This window comes from Pseudomonas sp. URMO17WK12:I7 (assembly GCF_003269045.1).
Classification (GTDB): Bacteria; Pseudomonadota; Gammaproteobacteria; order Pseudomonadales; family Pseudomonadaceae; genus Aquipseudomonas; species Aquipseudomonas putida_J.
In genome coordinates this window covers 1-17,828 of record NZ_QLTL01000024.1, presented here as the reverse complement: position 1 = coordinate 17,828, position 17,828 = coordinate 1, and the positions used below count along the sequence as shown (strand labels likewise).

At 64.6% G+C, this 17,828-nt stretch carries 17 protein-coding genes; 5 read left to right on the top strand and 12 right to left on the bottom strand.

The window, feature by feature from the left end:
* Positions 1-20: 20 nt before the first annotated feature.
* The 12 genes from kdpC to H040_RS25025 form a co-directional block, all read right to left on the bottom strand.
* Positions 21-572 (bottom strand): potassium-transporting ATPase subunit KdpC, encoded by a 552-nt coding sequence (gene kdpC / locus H040_RS25080; protein WP_027919072.1) that lies wholly within the window; start codon positions 570-572, stop codon positions 21-23.
* A 10-nt stretch (positions 573-582) separates the two neighbouring features.
* Positions 583-2,637, bottom strand: a complete 2,055-nt coding sequence (gene kdpB / locus H040_RS25075; RefSeq protein ID WP_027919071.1) for a potassium-transporting ATPase subunit KdpB — start codon at positions 2,635-2,637, stop codon at positions 583-585.
* Positions 2,638-2,647: 10 nt separating this feature from the next.
* A complete protein-coding gene (kdpA, locus tag H040_RS25070; RefSeq protein ID WP_027919070.1) occupies positions 2,648-4,342 on the bottom strand; it encodes a potassium-transporting ATPase subunit KdpA in 1,695 nt (564 codons plus the stop codon).
* 9 nt (positions 4,343-4,351) lie between these two features.
* A complete protein-coding gene (gene kdpF / locus H040_RS25065) occupies positions 4,352-4,441 on the bottom strand; it encodes a K(+)-transporting ATPase subunit F (protein WP_033696222.1) in 90 nt (29 codons plus the stop codon).
* A gap of 239 nt (positions 4,442-4,680) precedes the next feature.
* Positions 4,681-5,727, bottom strand: a complete 1,047-nt coding sequence (locus H040_RS25060; RefSeq protein WP_027919069.1) for an AI-2E family transporter — start codon at positions 5,725-5,727, stop codon at positions 4,681-4,683.
* Between the two features lie 12 nt (positions 5,728-5,739).
* The gene (locus H040_RS25055) at positions 5,740-6,534 is read right to left on the bottom strand and encodes a DUF4892 domain-containing protein (protein ID WP_027919068.1); all 795 of its coding nucleotides are present in this window, start codon (positions 6,532-6,534) and stop codon (positions 5,740-5,742) included.
* 109 nt (positions 6,535-6,643) lie between these two features.
* On the bottom strand, positions 6,644-7,498 hold the full coding sequence (locus H040_RS25050; protein ID WP_027919067.1) for an alpha/beta hydrolase: 855 nt from the start codon (positions 7,496-7,498) through the stop codon (positions 6,644-6,646).
* Positions 7,495-8,283, bottom strand: coding sequence for an alpha/beta fold hydrolase (locus tag H040_RS25045; RefSeq protein WP_027919066.1), 789 nt, complete (start codon positions 8,281-8,283; stop codon positions 7,495-7,497). Before H040_RS25045 ends, H040_RS25050 begins: the two co-directional genes overlap by 4 nt.
* A gap of 93 nt (positions 8,284-8,376) precedes the next feature.
* Positions 8,377-8,760 (bottom strand): hypothetical protein, encoded by a 384-nt coding sequence (locus H040_RS25040; protein WP_033696219.1) that lies wholly within the window; start codon positions 8,758-8,760, stop codon positions 8,377-8,379.
* 19 nt (positions 8,761-8,779) lie between these two features.
* A complete protein-coding gene (sixA, locus tag H040_RS25035) occupies positions 8,780-9,238 on the bottom strand; it encodes a phosphohistidine phosphatase SixA (protein ID WP_027919064.1) in 459 nt (152 codons plus the stop codon).
* Positions 9,235-9,582: a DUF4389 domain-containing protein gene (locus H040_RS25030; RefSeq protein WP_027919063.1), complete on the bottom strand. Its 348-nt coding sequence runs from the start codon at positions 9,580-9,582 to the stop codon at positions 9,235-9,237. Before H040_RS25030 ends, sixA begins: the two co-directional genes overlap by 4 nt.
* A 15-nt stretch (positions 9,583-9,597) precedes the next feature.
* Positions 9,598-10,623, bottom strand: a complete 1,026-nt coding sequence (locus H040_RS25025; protein WP_027919062.1) for an NAD(P)H-dependent glycerol-3-phosphate dehydrogenase — start codon at positions 10,621-10,623, stop codon at positions 9,598-9,600.
* Positions 10,624-10,797: 174 nt separating this feature from the next.
* Between H040_RS25025 and H040_RS25020 the strand changes: the two genes are divergently transcribed.
* The 5 genes from H040_RS25020 to fabB all read left to right on the top strand — a co-directional run bounded on the left by H040_RS25020 (position 10,798) and on the right by fabB (position 17,713).
* A complete protein-coding gene (locus tag H040_RS25020; RefSeq protein WP_177326698.1) occupies positions 10,798-12,945 on the top strand; it encodes a TonB-dependent receptor plug domain-containing protein in 2,148 nt (715 codons plus the stop codon).
* Positions 12,945-13,835, top strand: coding sequence for an ABC transporter substrate-binding protein (locus tag H040_RS25015; RefSeq protein ID WP_027919060.1), 891 nt, complete (start codon positions 12,945-12,947; stop codon positions 13,833-13,835). Before H040_RS25020 ends, H040_RS25015 begins: the two co-directional genes overlap by 1 nt.
* The gene (locus H040_RS25010; protein ID WP_027919059.1) at positions 13,832-15,763 is read left to right on the top strand and encodes an ATP-binding protein; all 1,932 of its coding nucleotides are present in this window, start codon (positions 13,832-13,834) and stop codon (positions 15,761-15,763) included. The genes H040_RS25015 and H040_RS25010 overlap by 4 nt, the downstream gene beginning before the upstream one ends.
* A 202-nt stretch (positions 15,764-15,965) precedes the next feature.
* Positions 15,966-16,481, top strand: a complete 516-nt coding sequence (gene fabA / locus H040_RS25005; protein ID WP_012315334.1) for a 3-hydroxyacyl-[acyl-carrier-protein] dehydratase FabA — start codon at positions 15,966-15,968, stop codon at positions 16,479-16,481.
* 11 nt (positions 16,482-16,492) lie between these two features.
* Complete coding sequence (gene fabB / locus H040_RS25000; protein ID WP_027919058.1) at positions 16,493-17,713, top strand: beta-ketoacyl-ACP synthase I; 1,221 nt, start codon at positions 16,493-16,495, stop codon at positions 17,711-17,713.
* The last annotated feature ends 115 nt before the right edge of the window (positions 17,714-17,828 follow it).

Sequence of the window (17,828 nt, the reverse complement as noted above, 5' to 3'; positions counted from 1 at the left end):
GGGTCGAGGGCAGTTTGGTATCAGCGACTCAGTTGCTCAAGTGCCTGGTTCAGTGCCAGTACATTGACCACCGGCGGTCCGATCAATGGGTGGAGGGTGGCCTCTTCCAACAAGGCTTGCAAGCGTTCCACCGGCACCTGGCGCGCCGCCGCCACCCGAGGAATCTGGTAGGCCACCGCTTCTGGTGGCAAGTGCGGGTCCAGGCCACTGCCCGAGGTTGTCAGCAGCGCTTGGGGCACCGGCCCCAGCGGCGCCTGGTACAGTGCCGCAGCATCGCCCTTGACCCGCTCGGCCAATGCCGGGTTGCTCGGTGCCAGGTTGCTCGCGCTGCTGGCCACGGTGGCGAATGCCCCCGCCGAGGGCCGCGAGTGGAACCAGCCATCACCCTGGAAATCCTGGGCGATCAGGGCCGAACCACGTACCTGACCGCCTGCATCGCGCACCAGGCTGCCATTGGCCTGCTCGGGAAATGCCAGCTGGGCAACCCCGGTCACCGCCAACGGGTACAGCGCGCCAGTGACCAAGGTCATCAGCAGGATCAGGCTCAACGCCGGGCGTACGTAACTGTTCATGATGGCCTCCTCAGACCAGATGCAAGGCATTGAGCAACAGGTCGATCAGCTTGATCCCCGCGAACGGCACGATGATGCCACCCAGCCCGTAGATCAGCAGGTTGCGCCGCAACAGGTGCGCCGCGCTCGCGGCCTGCACGCGCACACCGCGCAGCGCCAGCGGGATCAGCACGATGATGATCAGCGCGTTGAACACGATGGCCGAAAGAATCGCGCTCTGCGGGCTGGCCAGGTGCATCAGGTTGAGCACACCCAGCTGCGGATAGATGGCGGCGAACAGCGCCGGCAGGATGGCGAAGTACTTGGCCACGTCGTTGGCAATGGAAAAAGTGGTCAATGCCCCACGGGTCACCAGCAGTTCCTTGCCCACCTGCACCACATCCAGCAGTTTGGTCGGGTCGCTGTCCAGGTCGACCATGTTGGCTGCCTCGCGCGCCGCCTGGGTACCATCGTTCATGGCCATGCCGACGTCCGCCTGGGCCAGCGCCGGGGCGTCGTTGGCGCCGTCGCCGCACATGGCCACCAGGCGGCCGTCGTTCTGCTCCTGGCGGATGCGCGCCAGCTTCTTCTCTGGCGTGGCCTCGGCGAGCACATCGTCTACCCCGGCTTCGGCAGCGATGGCTGCAGCGGTCAGCGGGTTGTCGCCGGTCACCATCACGGTACGGATGCCCAGCTTGCGCAGTTCGGCGAAACGCTCGCGAATGCCCGGCTTGACCACATCCTTGAGGTGAATCACGCCAAGCAGACGCTTGTCGACGCACACCAACAGGGGGGTACCACCGCTCTGGGCGATGCGCTCCACTTCACGCGCCAAAGCGGTTGGCAGGTCGAGGCGCTGCATGCCGACGAAGGCCAGCACCGCGTCGACGGCCCCCTTGCGGTAGCGGTGCTGCTGGAAATCGATACCCGACAGGCGCGTCTCGGCGCTGAAGGCGATCGCCTGGTACTGCCCGGGCGAAGGCTCGATGAAATCGTGCAGCTGGCGCAGGTACTCGACGATCGACTTGCCCTCGGCGGTATCGTCGGCCAGCGAGGCGAGCAATGCGCCCTCCCCCAGTTCCTTGGCGGTCACGCCCTGGGCGGCGTGCAGCGCGCTGCAGCGGCGGTTGCCGAAGGTGATAGTGCCGGTCTTGTCGAGCATCAGCGTATGAACGTCGCCGGCCGCCTCCACCGCACGGCCGGAGCGGGCGATCACGTTCAGGCGCACCAGGCGGTCCATGCCGGCGATGCCGATGGCCGAGAGCAGGCCGCCGATGGTGGTGGGGATCAGCGTCACCAGCAGCGCGGCGAGGAAGATCAACGGCAGGCTGCCGCCGGCAAAATGGGCGAACGGCTGCAGGGTCACCACCACGATCAGGAAGATCAGGGTCAGGCCGATCAACAGGATATCGAGGGCGATTTCGTTGGGAGTCTTTTGCCGCTTGGCGCCTTCGACCAAGGCGATCATGCGGTCCAGAGTCGACTCGCCGGGGTTGCTGGTGATGCGGATCAGCAGCCAATCCGAGACCAGCCGAGTGTTGCCGGTAACGGCCGAGCGGTCGCCGCCGGATTCACGAATGACAGGCGCAGATTCGCCAGTGATGGCCGCTTCGTTGACCGCCGCGATGCCTTCGAGCACCTCGCCGTCACCGGGGATCATCTCACCGGCCACCACGCGCACCACATCGTCCTTGCGCAGTGCCGTGGCAGGGACGCTTTCAAAACTGCCATCGCGCGTGCGGCGCTGCGCAGTCAGCCCTTGGCTTCCGGCCTTGAGGCTGTCGGCGCGGGCCTTGCCCCGGCCTTCGGCGAGGGCCTCGGCGAAGTTGGCGAACAACACGGTGAACCACAGCCACAGGGCGATCTGCGCGGCGACGCCCGTGCTGACGCCATTGCCGGGCGCGAAACACAGCACGGTGGTGAGAATCGCCGTCAGGGCGACCACCAGCATCACAGGCGCACGCTTGAGCTGGCGCGGGTCAAGCTTGACGAAGGCCTGCACCAGCGCCGGGCGCCACAGCGCCGCGAAGCGGGTCTGGTCCTTGGCGCTGCGCGAGGCTTTCACTTCAGGAATGGGCATGTTCATGGATGATTCCTCAGAAACCCAGGCTCAGTTGTTCGGCGATCGGCCCGAGGGCCAGGGTCGGCAGGAAGGTCAGGCCACCGACCAGCAGGATGGTCACCAGCAAGAGGCTGGCGAACAGCGGACCGTGGGTGGGGAAACTGTTGCTACCCTGGGGGGCGCTCTTCTTCGCTGCGAGGCTGCCGGCCAACGCCAGGATCGGCAGGATGTAACCGAAGCGGCCGATCAGCATGGCCAGGCCGATCATCACGTTGTGGTACACCGTGTTGGCGCCAAACCCGGCGAACGCCGAGCCGTTGTTGGCGGTGGCCGAGGTATAGGCGTACAGCAGCTGACTGAAACCGTGGGCGCCCGGGTTGCTCACCGCGCCTGCCGGCCCAGGCAAGCTGGCGGCGATGGCGGCGAGCACCAACACGCCAACCGGCATCACCAGCAGGGTTGCCACCAGTAGCTGTACCTCACGCGCCTGCAACTTCTTGCCGAGGTATTCCGGCGTGCGGCCGATCATGAGGCCAGCCAGGAACACGGCAATCAGCACGAACAGCAACATGCCGTAGAGCCCGGTACCGACGCCGCCAAAAATCACCTCGCCGACCATCATGTTGACCATCGCGACCATGCCGGTCAGGGGGTTGAGGCTGTCATGCATGGTGTTTACCGAACCGTTGGAGGCCGCCGTGGTGGTCACTGTCCACAGCACCGAGCCGGTGGTGCCAAAGCGGCTTTCCTTGCCTTCCATGGGCGCGCTCTGCTGCACCTGGGCGCTTTCCAGTGCCGGATTCGGCTGGTGTTCCGACCACAACGCAGTGGCGCCGCCGAGCAGGAACAGGCCGAGCATGCAGGCGATGATTGCGCGGCTCTGGCGCAGGTCCTTGACGTAGTGACCAAACGTGAACACCAGCGCCACCGGAATCAGGATGATCGAGGCCACCTCGAACAGGTTGCTCCAGGCCGTAGGGTTCTCAAACGGGTGCGCCGAGTTGACACCGAAGAAGCCGCCACCGTTGGTGCCCAATTGCTTGATGGCGATCTGGCTGGCGGCCGGGCCCAGCGGGATGGTCTGGTCAGCGCCCTGCAGGGTGACAGCGTGGGCGTAGTCGGCGAAAGTCTGTGGCACGCCCTGCCAGACCAGCAGCAGTGACAGCAGCAGGCACAACGGCAGCAGGCCGTAGAGGGTGGCGCGGGTCATGTCGACCCAGAAATTGCCCAGGTCGGTGGTGGAGCGGCGAGCGATGCCACGGCACAGGGCAACCAGCACGGCCAGGCCGGTGGCGGCACTGACAAAGTTCTGTACGGTCAGGCCGAGCATCTGGCTCAGGTAGCTGACCGACGCCTCGCCGCTGTAGGCCTGCCAGTTGGTGTTGGTGACGAAGCTCACCGCCGTGTTGAATGCCAGCGACCATTCCTGGCCGGGCAGGTGCTGCGGGTTGAGGGGCAGGTAGCCTTGCAGCAGAAGCACCGCGAACAGCAGCACAAAGCCCGCCAGGTTGAAGGCCAGCAGGGCCAGGGTGTACTGCTTCCAGTTCTGCTCCTGGTCGGCACGCACGCCAGCCAGGCTGTAGCAGCGCCGCTCCAGCGGGCCCAGTACAGGCGTCAGCCAGGTGCGCTGCCCTTCCATGACCTTGTAGTAGAAGCGCCCGAGCCACGGTGCCGGCAACAGCACGATGGCGAAAAAGACCACTAGCAAAGCGTAATCGTAACTGTGCATGGCCGCTCCCTAGCTGCGATCGGCGCGCAGCAGCGCCACCAGCAGGTAAACCGCCAACGCCACTGCCAGCAGCAGTGACAGACCGTCGAGCATGTACATGAGTGGAACTCCCCCGTGGTGCGGCGTTGACCGCTTTGAGGGAATTGTCCGAGGAAGAGGCGTAAAGGGGCGAGATCAGGGGGTGGGGATGGGAATAAAGAATGCGTAAAGATGAGGTTTGTTGAATGCCTGCATTGACCTCTTCGCGGGTAAACCCGCTCCCACAGAGGCCGCACCGAATTCAAAGGCTATGGCGATCCTGTGGGAGCTTGTTTACCCGCGAGAAGGCCAGTGCAGGCTCACTGCTGGGACTGCGCCGAATTGCGGCTCCAGTCCAGCAGCAGGCTGTAGCCGACCGCCAGCAAGGTCGGGCCGATGAACAGGCCGATGAAGCCAAAGGCGATCAACCCGCCGAACACGCCGAGCAGCACGATCACCAGCGGCAGGTTGCCGCCGCGGCTGATCAGGTACGGTTTGAGCACGTTGTCCACGCCGCTGATGACGAAGGTGCCCCAGATGCCGAGGAACACCGCCATACCATACTCGCCCTTCCATACCAGCCAGCCGGTCGCCGGGATCCACACAAGCGGTGGCCCCATCGGGATCAGGCTGAGCATGAAGGTCACCAGCCCCAGCACGATTGCCCCAGGCACCCCGGCGATCAGGAAGCCGATCAACGCCAGCAGGGCCTGGGCCGCCGCCGTGCCGATCACGCCGTTGACCACCCGTTGCACGGTTCCGGCCACCAGCTCCAGGTAGTAATCGGCCCGCTCGCCCACCAGCCGGTTCAGCAGGCGCAGCACGAATGCCGACAGGCGCGGCCCGTCACGGTAGAAGAAGAATACGAACACCAGGCTCAGGGTCAGCTCCAGCACGCCACTGCCGATCTGAGCACTGCGCGCCAGCAACCAGTTGCCGACCTGCCCCAGGTAAGGTTTCACCGATGCCAGCAAGGCAGCGCCTTGCTGGTCGAGTGATTGCCACCAGCTGACCAGGCGCTCGCCAACGAAAGGAATGCCGCCAAGCCAGTCAGGTGCATCGGGCAGGCCATCGACCTGCACGTCACGCACAAAGGCGGTGGCGTCGCGGATGTGGTCGGCCAGGTTGAAGCCCAGCCACACCAGCGGCAAGGCGACGATCAGGATCCAGGCCGTGGTCAGCAGGCTGGCAGCCAACGTTTCACGCCCACCGAGCGCACGCGTCAGCAGGCGCATCAATGGCCAGCTGGCGAAGGCCAGGATCGCGCCCCACAACAACGCGGAAATGAACGGTGCCATGACCCACAGGGCGGCACCGAGCAGCGCCAGCAGCAGAATCTGGATCAGCAGGCGGTCATTATTGGCCATGGTGGCGCTCACTCAACGAATCAGTTCCAGGTGCAGGCCCTCGGTGGGCGCATCGCCGACTTCAAGCCGGCCGTCACGCACGCCAGCCTTGACCAGCTGTTCGCGCCAGGCCCCGGCCTGGGCACCGCTCAGGCTGGCGCGCAGGGTACTGTCGAGGTTCAGGCTGCGCGCCAGCAAGGTCACCCAGCTGTCCCGTGGCGCAGCCAGGTCAGGGTAGTCGAGTTTGCCGGTGTCGCGCATTTCACGCAGCACTGTGGCGGCGGTGGGCAGTATTTCACCCAGCGGGCTGCTGGCGACGAACTCTTCCACATGCAGGTAGGCGCGGCGGTTGCCACGGGTGACGCTGTACAGCGCGACCAGGGTGTCGGCCTCCTCGGCCGAGCGGCGCAGGAGGATAAATGCCTGCTGCTCGTCGCCGCCATTCAACCGGGCATTGGCGAACACATCGTTGGCCCACAGGCTGCCTTCGCCGCAGTCGCGGCCCTGGCACCAGAACAGCGGGTAGCCGCCCTCCTGCTGCAGCGTTTCGCGGGCACTGGTGAAGGCTTCGCGGGCGCTGCGCTCGACTGGCAGCTCATAGGTGACCGAACTGACCTGGCCTCGGCTTTCGACCTTGTCTTCGACGCGCAGGCGGCCGCTGATCTTGCGCAACGGGCCCATGGGGTAGACACGTTCCTGCTCCACGGCCGGGCGCTGGTCGACCACCTTGGCGTCCACCGGCACCGGCAGGCTGCCGGCCCACAGCAAGGGGCTGGCCAGCACTAGGCAGGCGGCGAAGGCAGTACGGATGGAAACGGGCGCGCTCATCGGCGACCCATGCGGCGCAGCGCGCCGGGTTGAAGCTCCAGGATGTCTGGCAGTTGCATGGTTGTCTCCCTGTTCAACCCGCCAAGCCTCGACACTTGTCCGGTGCAAGTCAAGCAAAGCCAAAGAAGCGATTGAAACAGTCTGCGACAAGGGCCGCGCCCTGTTCGTCGTTAAGGTGCAGGTGATGCCCGCCGGGCAGCAGCGTCTGCTCAAAGGGTAGCTGCTCCAGCAGTTCGGTGTGGCGCGCCAGCATGCCGTCGGCGGCCACCACCAGGCTGGCCGGGCAGCTCACCCGCCGCACAAAGGCCATGGCCTGGGCCTGGCTCAGGCGCACTGGCGATGGCAGGGTCAGGCGGCTGTCGCTGCGCCAGCTGTAACCACCGGGCACCGGCATCAGGCCGCGCTGGGCCAGCAGCTCGGCGGCTTCCCGAGTGACCGCAACCATGCCCTTCATGCGCGCCTGCACGCCCTCCTCCAGGCTCGCGTAAACCGACTTGCGCTTGCCGTCCAGCCGCAGTTGAGCCTGCAAGGCCATGCCCAGGCGCTCGCCGGCATCCTGCTCGGCGCCGGTGGGCGGAATGACACCGTCGATCAAGGCCAGATGGCTGACCCGGTCTGGCAAGGCACCGGCCAGCTGCACCGATATGATCGCCCCCAACGAATGCCCAAGCAGGGCAAAACGCTGCCAGCCGAGTTGTTCGGCAACCCTCAGCACATCGTGGGCGTAATCGGCCAGGGCGTAACCCGCGCCCAACGGGCGATGCTCGGAATAACCGTGCCCGGCCAGATCGAGGGCGACGATGCGCAAGCCCTTCAACTGCGGTGCCAGGCGGGCGAAACTATTGGCGTTGTCCAGCCAACCGTGCAGGGCGATCACCGGCAGGCCGTCCGCCGGGCCGAACAGGTGCGCAGCCAGTTCGATATGGCCCAGGCTCAGGCGGACTTCCTCGACCTGGGCGCTCATGCCTGGCTCCAGCGGTCGAACAGGCCTTTGATCAGGCTGGCCGTGTCGGTCGGCCGCTCCAGCGGAAACATGTGCCCACCGGGCACACTGTGGTATTCACCCCGGGGCATGCCGCGCACCGCCAATGCATGGTGGCGGCGGATGACAGTGCTGCGCTCGCCACACACCATCGCCAAGGGCACCTGCAACTGGCGCGCTGGCGCCGGGCTGGCGTGGGGGATATTGCGGTAGATGCTGATTTCCGTGGCTGGGTCGAAACGCAGGCGCAACCCCTGCTCGGCCACCTGCAGGCCATGTTCGAGGTAGGCCTCCAGGCAATCAGGGTCGAAGTGGCGGAACAGCGACTTGCTGGCAAAGTAGTCGCGCGCGCTGTCACGGTCGGCGAAGGCTTCACGCCGGCCGAGGGTACGGCCAGCCGGGGTGATACGGTCGATGAAGCCAAAGCGCTTGGCTGTGCGCAGCAGCCATTGGTCAGCACGGGTCAGGACCGGGGAGTCGAGCATCACCAATCCGCGGTACAGGTCGGGCCGACGCAAGGCGGCATGCAGATGCAGCACGCCACCCAGCGAGTGGCCGACGCCCCAGACCGGCGCCTCCTGCTGCGCCAGGTGATGCAGCAGTTCATCGACCAGGTTCTGCCAGTTGTCGTCCACCGGAAAGCGCGGGTCATGGCCATGCTGGGCCAGGTGACTGACCTGGTAATCCGGCGCCAGGGCGGCGAATAGCTTGCCGTAGGTGGCCGAGGGAAAACCGTTGGCATGGGCGAAGAAGATCTGCTGCGACATGGCGCCTGGTCCGGACGGGAGATGATGGCCCATTGTCGGCATCGCGCTGGCACTCGGCAACGTCTGTAAATGTCATCGCCAAGGGCAATCAGGTCATGCCGACTCGTCGAAACTGGCCAGCGAACGGCGCAGACAGGCCTGCATGTAGGCAATCTGGCTTTCCCGCGCCTCGCGGGCCAGGCCTTGGTCCTGAAGGTCGAGCTGCAGGCGGCGCAAGGCCAGGCAACGGGTTTGCAGCAGGTGAGACCTGCGCAGGCAGGATTGCTGCAGCGCGTGCAGGTCCTGCTTGACATGGAGGGTATCCAGCGGCCGCTGCTCGACCCTGTTGCGAATTCTGCCCATCAGGTGATGGAGCTTGGCGTCGGCAGCCTCGCGCAGCAGGCTGTACTGGGCGAAATCGAGCCGGTCGTTGTTCTGCGCGTGTTCAATCGTGGGCTGCAGATCCAGGGAGCGCAACAGCTCGTTCGCAAGTGGCAATAATACCAGTTGCTCCAGCTCAGTCAGGGACGTTGAGCGCGCGTAATGCCATCAGCCCCGCCAGCGGCCAGTCGCCCTCCAGCTCCGCCAGGCTGGCGGTGCTCATTGGCGCTGGCTGCTGCAGATGGCCATGCTCCAGCATGCCGACCAGCGACCCCACCAGTGGCTGATGGCTGACCAGCAGTACGTGCTCCAGGCCCAGACGCTCGATCTCGCCGATCACCTGCCGCACATCGCTGTCGGGTGTCAGCCACGGTACGGTGCGCACAGGATCGGCGAAGCCCAGGGTGTCATGCACCAAAGCGGCCGTCTGTTGCGCACGTACGTACGGGCTGGCAATGATCGCCTGCAACGGCTGGCCAAGCAGCCGCGCAGCACTGTGCAGCACCTGCTCGCGGCCATGGCCGGTCAGGCGCCGCTCGGCGTCGGTGTTGGCGCGCGGTTCCGCCTCGCCATGGCGCAGCACCCACAGCTTCACAGCTTGGGCTCCTCGTCGCGCACCGGGTGCGCGGCCGGGGCCACGGCGTGGGGCGCCTCGCCTTCCGGTGCACGTGCTGCCGGCCAATCGGCGAACGGCCAGGGTTTCTGGTCAGTATGGAAAGTGCCGAAGCGGCCGATCTGCGCCAGGTACTGGCTGAGGCTGTCACCGAAGTTCATCAGGCTGGCGCTCGGTGCGCCATAGACCAGGCGATAGATCAGTTGCACCAGCACCAGGCCGCCGAGCAGCAGCTCGGCCAGTTGCCAGACCACCAGGAACACCAGCATCCACAGCACCCGCAGGATGATCGACTCGCGCTGGGCGCGCTCGGGTGTATCGTTCATGTGCTGCTCCTTCGCTCAATTGAAACCACTGATGGAAATGAAATCGACGTCGGTCTTCGGCTCGGCGCGCATCAGGTGCTCGATCACCTGGTTCAGTGTGCGGCCTTCGAACAGGATGGCGTGCAGGCCGGCCACCAGCGGCATGTAGACCTGCACTTCCTGGGCCTTGGCCTTGAGCACCTTGAGCGTATTGACCCCTTCGGCCACTTCGCCCAGGCGGCTGACCGCCTGTTCCAGGCTCAGGCCCTGGCCCAGTGCGTGGCCGACTTGATAGTTGCGGCTTTTGGGCGATGAGCAGGTGACGATCAGGTCACCGACACCGGCAAGGCCGAGGAAGGTCATGGGGTTGGCGCCCTGGCTCACAGCAAAGCGGGTCATCTCGGCCAGCGCACGGGTGATCAGCATGCTCTTGGTATTCTCGCCCATGCCCAGGGCGACGGCCATGCCGGCAATGATCGCGTAGACGTTCTTCAGTGCACCGCCCAGTTCGACGCCGAAGCGGTCGCTGCTGGCATAGACGCGGAAGGTGCGCCCGTGCAGCACAGCCTGCACCCGCTGGCACAATTGCTCGTCCTCACTGGCGACCACGGTGGCGGTCAGCGCGTGCTCGGCAATCTCGCGGGCCAGGTTGGGGCCGGACAGCACGCCAATGCGGGCCTCAGGCGCGATTTCTTCAAGGATCTGGCTCATCAGCTTGAAGCTCTGCGCTTCAATGCCCTTGGTCAGGCTGACCAGGTACTTGCCGCGCAGCAATTCGGCATGCGGCGCCAATACGCTGCGCAGGGCACTCGACGGCAACGCGACAAAGATCAGGTCGCTGGCTTGCAAGGTGGCCAGCAGGTCGTTGACCGGCTCGACACCGTCCTGAAGGCGGATGCCCTTGAGGTAGCGCGGGTTCTCGCGGTTGACCCGCATCGCCTCGGCCTGCTCAGGGTCGCGCATCCATTGGCGCACCGGCACGCCATTCTCGGCCAGCAGGTTCGCCACGGCGGTGCCGAAGCTGCCGCCTCCCAGAACTGCAACAGGGTGCTGTTCAGTCATATTCAATCCGTTAAAGCCATAAGTTAAGTGGCGACCAAGCCATTATACGGCGCGCCTGCTACAGAGCCAGTGCCGGGGCTGATTCGGGTTCGCCATGGTATTTCTGGTGCCTGTGTGATCGCGCGCAGGCAATTCGAACCCAGGCCACTGGCAAAACCTTCCCGGTCAGTTACCATGCCTGTTTCAACTCTGAGACAAGGCTGTCCTGTGTTCCCTGGCCCGCCCCCCTACCCTCGCCTGTTGCTGCTGACCGCATTGCTCGGTGGCTCGGCCATGGCCGACGACATGTTCATCGACAACACGGACCTGCCGCAGGTTCTGACCGCCACGCGCCTGAAACAATCCCCGGCGGCGGTGCCCGGCAGCATGACCGTGCTTGATAACGAACTGATCCGCGCCAGCGGCGCCCGCGACATCCCCGAATTGCTGCGCCTGGTACCCGGGATGATGATCGGCTATGGCGCCGGCAACCAGCCGACCGTCAACTACCACGGCAGCAACGTCAACGAAGCACGGCGCATGCAGGTACTGATCGACGGCCGCTCGGTATACCGTGCCGGCCTGGCCACGGTCGACTGGAGCGACATCCCGGTGGCCATCGAGGACATCGAGCGCATCGAGGTATTCCGCGGCCCCAACACCGTCAGCTATGGCGCCAACGCACTGATGGCGGTGGTCAACATCCTCACCCGCAACCCGGCCGACAGCCACGGTACACGGATGAAACTGACCCGCGGCCAGGACGGCATCAACGACTACTACCTCAGCCACGGTTTCGGCTGGGACGGTGGCGACCTGCGCCTGTCGGTGTCCGGCCAGCAGGACGACGGCTTCGACGAAAACCAGTTCGGCCAGGACTACCGCGACAGCCGCCGCCTGAACCGCTTCAACCTCAGTGTCAGCCACGTCCTGGCACCGGACCAGACCCTGGAATGGCAACTGGCGGCCAAAGAAGGCAGCAACCAGCGGCCGTATACGTATCAGCCGGTATTCCCCTACGTCACCCAGACCGGTGACAACGCCGACGTCAACGCCAAGGACTACGCCGGCTCAGTACGCTGGAACATCGATTTCAACCCCGAGCACAGCCTGTATGTGCAGGGCTCGGCGCAGCATTTCGACCGTCAGCAGGTCTGGCGCGCCTGCGATGCGGCGCTGTCGTTCAGCCCCGAGCTGACCCGCTTGTGGCAGATGAACCCCGACTTCGCCGAAAAGGTCGCCCGTGGGGCGAACAACCCGCCGAGCAGCAGCAACCCCGAAGAACAGGCGCTGGTCGATGCGATCAAAGACCAGTGGAACAACCAGGGTGGCAAGAACGTGGTGTGTGGCGATGTCGACCAGAGCACCCGAGAAACCCGCTACGACCTGGAAATCCAGGACACCCTGAGCCTGACCGACAGCGTGCGCCTGCTCAGCGGCATGAACTACCGCTATGATCGCGCCGATTCGCAGACTTACTTCAACGGCAGCATCGACGACCAGACCTGGCGCCTGTTCGGCCAGTTGGAATGGCGCGCCGATGAGCACTGGATTCTCCAGGGTGGTGCGATGCTCGAGGATTCGCGCCTTTCCGGCAGCTCGCTGACCCCGCGCATGGCGGTCAACTACCTGATCACGCCACGCCACGGCCTGCGCGCGGTGTACTCCGAGGCCGTGCGCTCGCCGGACATGTTCGAGAACAACGTCAACTGGAGCTACACGGTCAAGAACCTGAACCCCGCAGCGTTCGGCCAGCGCAATGCCGAATACTTCGTCAAGACGCGCGGCCCGGGCGACCTCGATCAGGAGCGCATGCGCTCGCGCGAGCTGGGTTACAACGGCTACTTCAGCGACATCGACCTGAACATGGATGTGAAGGTGTTCTATGACGAGATCACCGGAATGATCAGCGAGCCCCTGAAGAACAATCAGTACATCGCCAGCAACGCCAACAAGGCCCGCTTTACCGGCAGCGAAGCACAGTTCGACTGGCACCTGGCGCCACGCGATCGCCTGCGCCTGACCTATGCCTATGTCGATGCCTGGGCCAGCAACCCCGCCGACAGCGCCAACACCGCCCGCAACAGTGGTTCGGCCGGGTGGATGCGCGAATGGGGCGAAGGCTGGTCCAGCGCGCTGTTCTACTACGGCGACGATGCGCTCAACCAGTACCGTTACGAGCGCCTCGACCTGCGCGTGGCCAAGCGTTTTCGCATCGAAGGCAGCAACCTGGAACTGGCCGCGCTCTGGCAGCAACGCCTGAACGACGAACCGACCACATCGATTCAGAACCGTTATGACAGCCGCCACCGCCTGAGCGTCAGCGCGGAGCTGGAGTTCTGATGGCCCGGCTGCTGCGCCTGCTGCTGTTCTGCCTGTGGCCGCTGGGTTCGCTGTCCGCCAGCGAAATCCTGCTGGTCGGCGGCGAAGACCAGCCAGGCGTGCGCAGCTTCGTCGAAGCGCTGCAAGCCCGCCGCAGCCATGACCAGGTGCGCTTCCAGAGCGTCGCCGAGCTGGCCCGGCCAGGCCAGCTCAAGGCTGACGTGCGCCTGGTGCTGCTCGACAACGCCGCACTGGAGTGGCGCCTGGCTGAAAGCAATGGGCCGCCTGCCTTGGCCATGCGCATCAGCCGAGTACAGGCTGAACAACGCCTGGGAAAGTCGCGCCCCGCGTACCTGACCCTGCTGTGGAGCGACCCGCCCATGGCCCGGCAACTGCGCCTGGCCCGCTACCTGTTACCCCAAGCCCGGCGCATTGGCGTGCTGTACGGTGAGCACAGCCATTTTCTGCTCGACGAACTGCGCCAGGCGGCACGCCCGCTGGGCCTGGAAATCGTCGCCCAGGACTGGCCGGACCAGCGCGACAGCCGCCCCTTGCAGCACCTGCTGGGCAACAGCGACGTGCTGCTCGCCCTCGACGACCCCGAGCTATACAACCCGAAAACGGCAAAGAACCTGCTGCTCAGCAGCTATGGCCGGCAAATGGCACTGATCGGCCCGAATGCCGGCTTCGTCCGTGCCGGCGCCCTGGCCAGCACCTACAGCGACCAGGATGACTGGCTGGCTGTGCTGGACCAGTTGCTCGACCAATCACCGGCGCGCTGGCCGCGCAGCCTGTACCCGGCGCACTACGGCGTCAGCGGCAACCAGCAGGTGGCACGCGCCCTGGGCCTTGAACCGATCGATCCGAACGCCACTGCCAAGGCCCTGGCCGCAGGAGAACCCACCCCATGAGCAAACGCCTGAGCTGGGACATCCACACCCGCACCCAGATCATCAGCCTGGGCCCGGCGCTGTTGCTGACCTTGCTGTTGATCAGCTTCTTCACCTTCGTGCGGATCCAGGATTTGCGCCAGGAGCTGAACCACACCGGGCAACTGATTGCCAACCAGCTGGCGCCCGCCTCCGAGTACGGGGTCATATCCGGTAACAATGAAGTACTCGAAGGCCTGATGCGTGCCACCCTGAGCATCCCCCACGTGCGCTTCCTCGAGGTGCAAGACAGCCGCAACCATATATTGGTGTACGTCGAGCAGCAGGACGAGAGCAACAACCGTGCGCAGCAGGTGGAGGTGTTCCAGGCGCCGATTCGCCTGCAGCAGATCCGCCTGGACAGCGACTTCCTGCAACAGGGCAAAGCGCCAACACCGGCCATCGGCGACGATTACCTGGGCCGAGTGATCGTCGGCATGTCCGACGATGCGTTCAGTCAGCGCCAGCAGGAGATCGTGATCAAGGCAGGCATCCTGGCGCTGTTCGCGTTGCTGTTCACCTTCCTCCTCGCCCGTCGTCTGGCCATGAGCCTGGCCAAACCGATCAGCGACATGAGCCATGCGGTGAAGGCTATCCAGCAGGGTGAATACAACGCGCCACTGCCGGTGGTCGACGACAGCGAGCTGGGCCACCTGGCGCGCCATATCAACAACCTGGCAAACGCCCTGGACCAGGCCAGCGCCGAACAGAAGCAGGCCATCGCCCAGTTGATCCAGGCACGTGAGGAAGCCGAACAGGCCAACGGCGCCAAGTCGGAGTTCCTGGCGATGATGAGCCACGAACTGCGCACCCCCATGAACGGCGTGCTGGGCATGCTGCAACTGCTGGAAACCACCCAGCTGACCAGCGAACAGGCCGATTACACGGCTGTGGCCAGCGAGTCCACCGGGCATTTGCTGAAGGTCATCAATGACATTCTCGACTTCTCGCGGATCGAACGCACCACGCTGGAGCTCGAGCACATCGACTTCAACCTGGGCGAGCTGATCACCAGCAGCGTGCAGTCGTTCCAGCACAGCGCCCAGCAACGCGGCCTGGAACTGCACCTGCAGTTACCAGCGGATGGCGCACAGCCCCAGGTGGTTGGTGACCCGACGCGGATTCGCCAGATCCTGCTCAACCTGATCGGCAACGCCCTGAAGTTCACCGAGCGTGGCCAGGTACAGGTCGAGGCACGCTGGCAGCCGCTCGACCGGCAATTGCTGTGGTTTACCTGCAGCGTGCGCGACACCGGCATCGGCATCGACAGCGAACGCCTGGAAATGATGTTCGTGGCCTTCCAGCAGGCTGACAGCTCGATCTCGCGGCGCTATGGCGGCACCGGCCTGGGCCTGTCGATCGCCCGCACCTTGGCCGAACGCATGGGCGGCAAGCTGCGCGGTGAAAGCCGCGAAGGGCTGGGCTCGACCTTTACCCTGGAAATGCCGCTGCCCCTGGCTATCGATACGCCGGCAACGCGGCCCGGTGCCTCTGGGGGCATTGCGCCACTTGAGGTGGGTAAGCGCATCCTGCTGGTGGAAGACAATCCGGTCAATCAAAGCGTCATCGAAGCCATGTTACGTAGCCTGGGGATGGACGTCAGCGTGGCCCACGACGGGCTACAGGCAGTGGAACAGGTAAGGCAGCAGCCGTTTGCCGCAGTGCTGATGGATTGCCGCCTGCCCCAAGTGGATGGCTACGAAGCCACCCGGCGTATCCGCCTGTTGCCGGCCTGCGGCCAATTGCCGATCATCGCCCTGACGGCCAATGCCTTGCAGGGCGACCGCGAGCGTTGCATGGCCGCCGGCATGAACGATTACCTGAGCAAACCGTTCCGCCGCACCGAGTTGCAGCGGGTATTGCAGCGCTGGTTACCAGGCCGCACAGCGGCGACTGGCGATAAATGCTAAAGTGCGGCAGTCTTAAGTACTGGACAGGACCTTGTTCGGACCTGAAAATAGACGTTTCAGTGCACACCTGTACTTCTTTCACCAGGTGCGCTGTGACTTTCACCACAACGCAATAGTCTACCTGTAGGCTGCCGTCCCAGAAGCAAGAAGGGTCGGCCGGGAAGATTCATCCCCTGCCACAGGGGGTTATTGAGGAGCTCGCATGACCAAACAACACGCCTTTACTCGGGAAGACCTGCTGCGCTGCAGTCGCGGTGAGCTGTTCGGCCCAGGTAATGCGCAACTGCCCGCGCCGAACATGCTGATGGTCGATCGCATCACCCATATCAGCGAAGAAGGCGGCAAGTACGGCAAAGGTGAGTTGGTCGCCGAGCTGGATATCACCCCGGACCTGTGGTTCTTCGCCTGCCACTTCGAAGGCGACCCGGTGATGCCAGGCTGCCTGGGCCTCGACGCCATGTGGCAGCTGGTCGGCTTCTTCCTCGGCTGGCAAGGCCTGCCGGGCCGTGGCCGTGCGCTGGGGTCGGGGGAAGTGAAATTCTTCGGCCAGGTGCTGCCTACCGCCAAGAAAGTCACCTACAACATTCACATCAAGCGCGTCCTGAAGGGTAAGCTGAACATGGCCATCGCCGATGGCTCGGTCAGCGTCGACGGTCGCGAGATCTACACCGCCGAAGCCCTGCGGGTCGGCGTGTTCACCTCCACTGACAATTTCTAAGGGTTATTCGCATGCGCCGCGTCGTTATCACTGGTCTGGGCATCGTATCGTGCCTGGGCAATGACAAAGCTACCGTCACCGAAAACCTGCGCAACAGCCGTCCGGGTATCCGTTACAACCCGGAATACAAGGAAATGGGGCTGCGTAGCCAGGTTTCCGGGTCCATCGACCTCAACCTCGAAGAACTGATCGACCGCAAGGTCTACCGCTTCGTCGGCCACGCTGCTGCCTACGCCTACCTGGCGATGCAGGACGCGATCAAGGACTCCGGCCTGACCGAAGAGCAGGTGTCCAACCCGCGTACCGGCCTGGTTGCCGGCTCCGGCGGCGCCTCGACCCTGAACCAGATGGAAGCGCTGGACACCCTGCGCGAAAAAGGCGTCAAGCGCGTCGGCCCATACCGCGTCACCCGCACCATGGGCAGCACCGTTTCGGCATGCCTGGCCACCCCGTTCAAGATCAAGGGCATCAACTACTCGATCTCGTCGGCCTGCGCCACTTCCGCGCACTGCATCGGCACCGCCCTGGAGCAGATCCAGTGGGGCAAGCAGGACATCGTCTTCGCCGGCGGTGGTGAAGAAGAGCACTGGAGCCAGTCGTTCCTGTTCGATGCCATGGGCGCCCTGTCGACCAAGCGCAACGAAACCCCTGAACTGGCTTCGCGCGCCTACGACGCTGACCGTGACGGTTTCGTCATCGCGGGCGGCGGCGGCATGGTCGTGGTCGAGGAGCTGGAACACGCCCTGGCCCGCGGCGCCAAGATCTACGCCGAAATCGTCGGCTACGGTGCAACCTCCGACGGCTACGACATGGTCGCACCGAGCGGTGAAGGTGCCATCCGCTGCATGCAGCAGGCACTGTCCACTGTCGACACCCCGATCGACTACCTGAACACTCACGGGACCTCGACGCCGGTCGGTGACGTTGCCGAGATGAAGGGCGTTCGCGAAGTGTTTGGCGACAAGGCACCGAAGATCAGCTCGACCAAGAGCCTGTCGGGCCACTCGCTGGGCGCCGCTGGTGTGCACGAGGCGATCTACTGCCTGCTGATGATGGAAAACAACTTCATCGCTGGCTCCGCCAACATCGACGAGCTGGACCCGGAAGTCGCCGACCTGCCGGTACTGCGCAAAACCGAAGAAAACGCCAAGATCGACACGGTCATGAGCAACAGCTTCGGCTTCGGCGGCACCAACGCCACCCTGGTGCTCAAGCGCTGGGAAGGCAAGTAAGACACTGCTGCTGCAAGTGAAACGCCCCGACTGGTTCGGGGCGTTTTCATTTATACCGCCTGTACCGGCCTCTTCGCGGGTAAACCCGCTCCCACAGGTACTGCACAGACTTCGG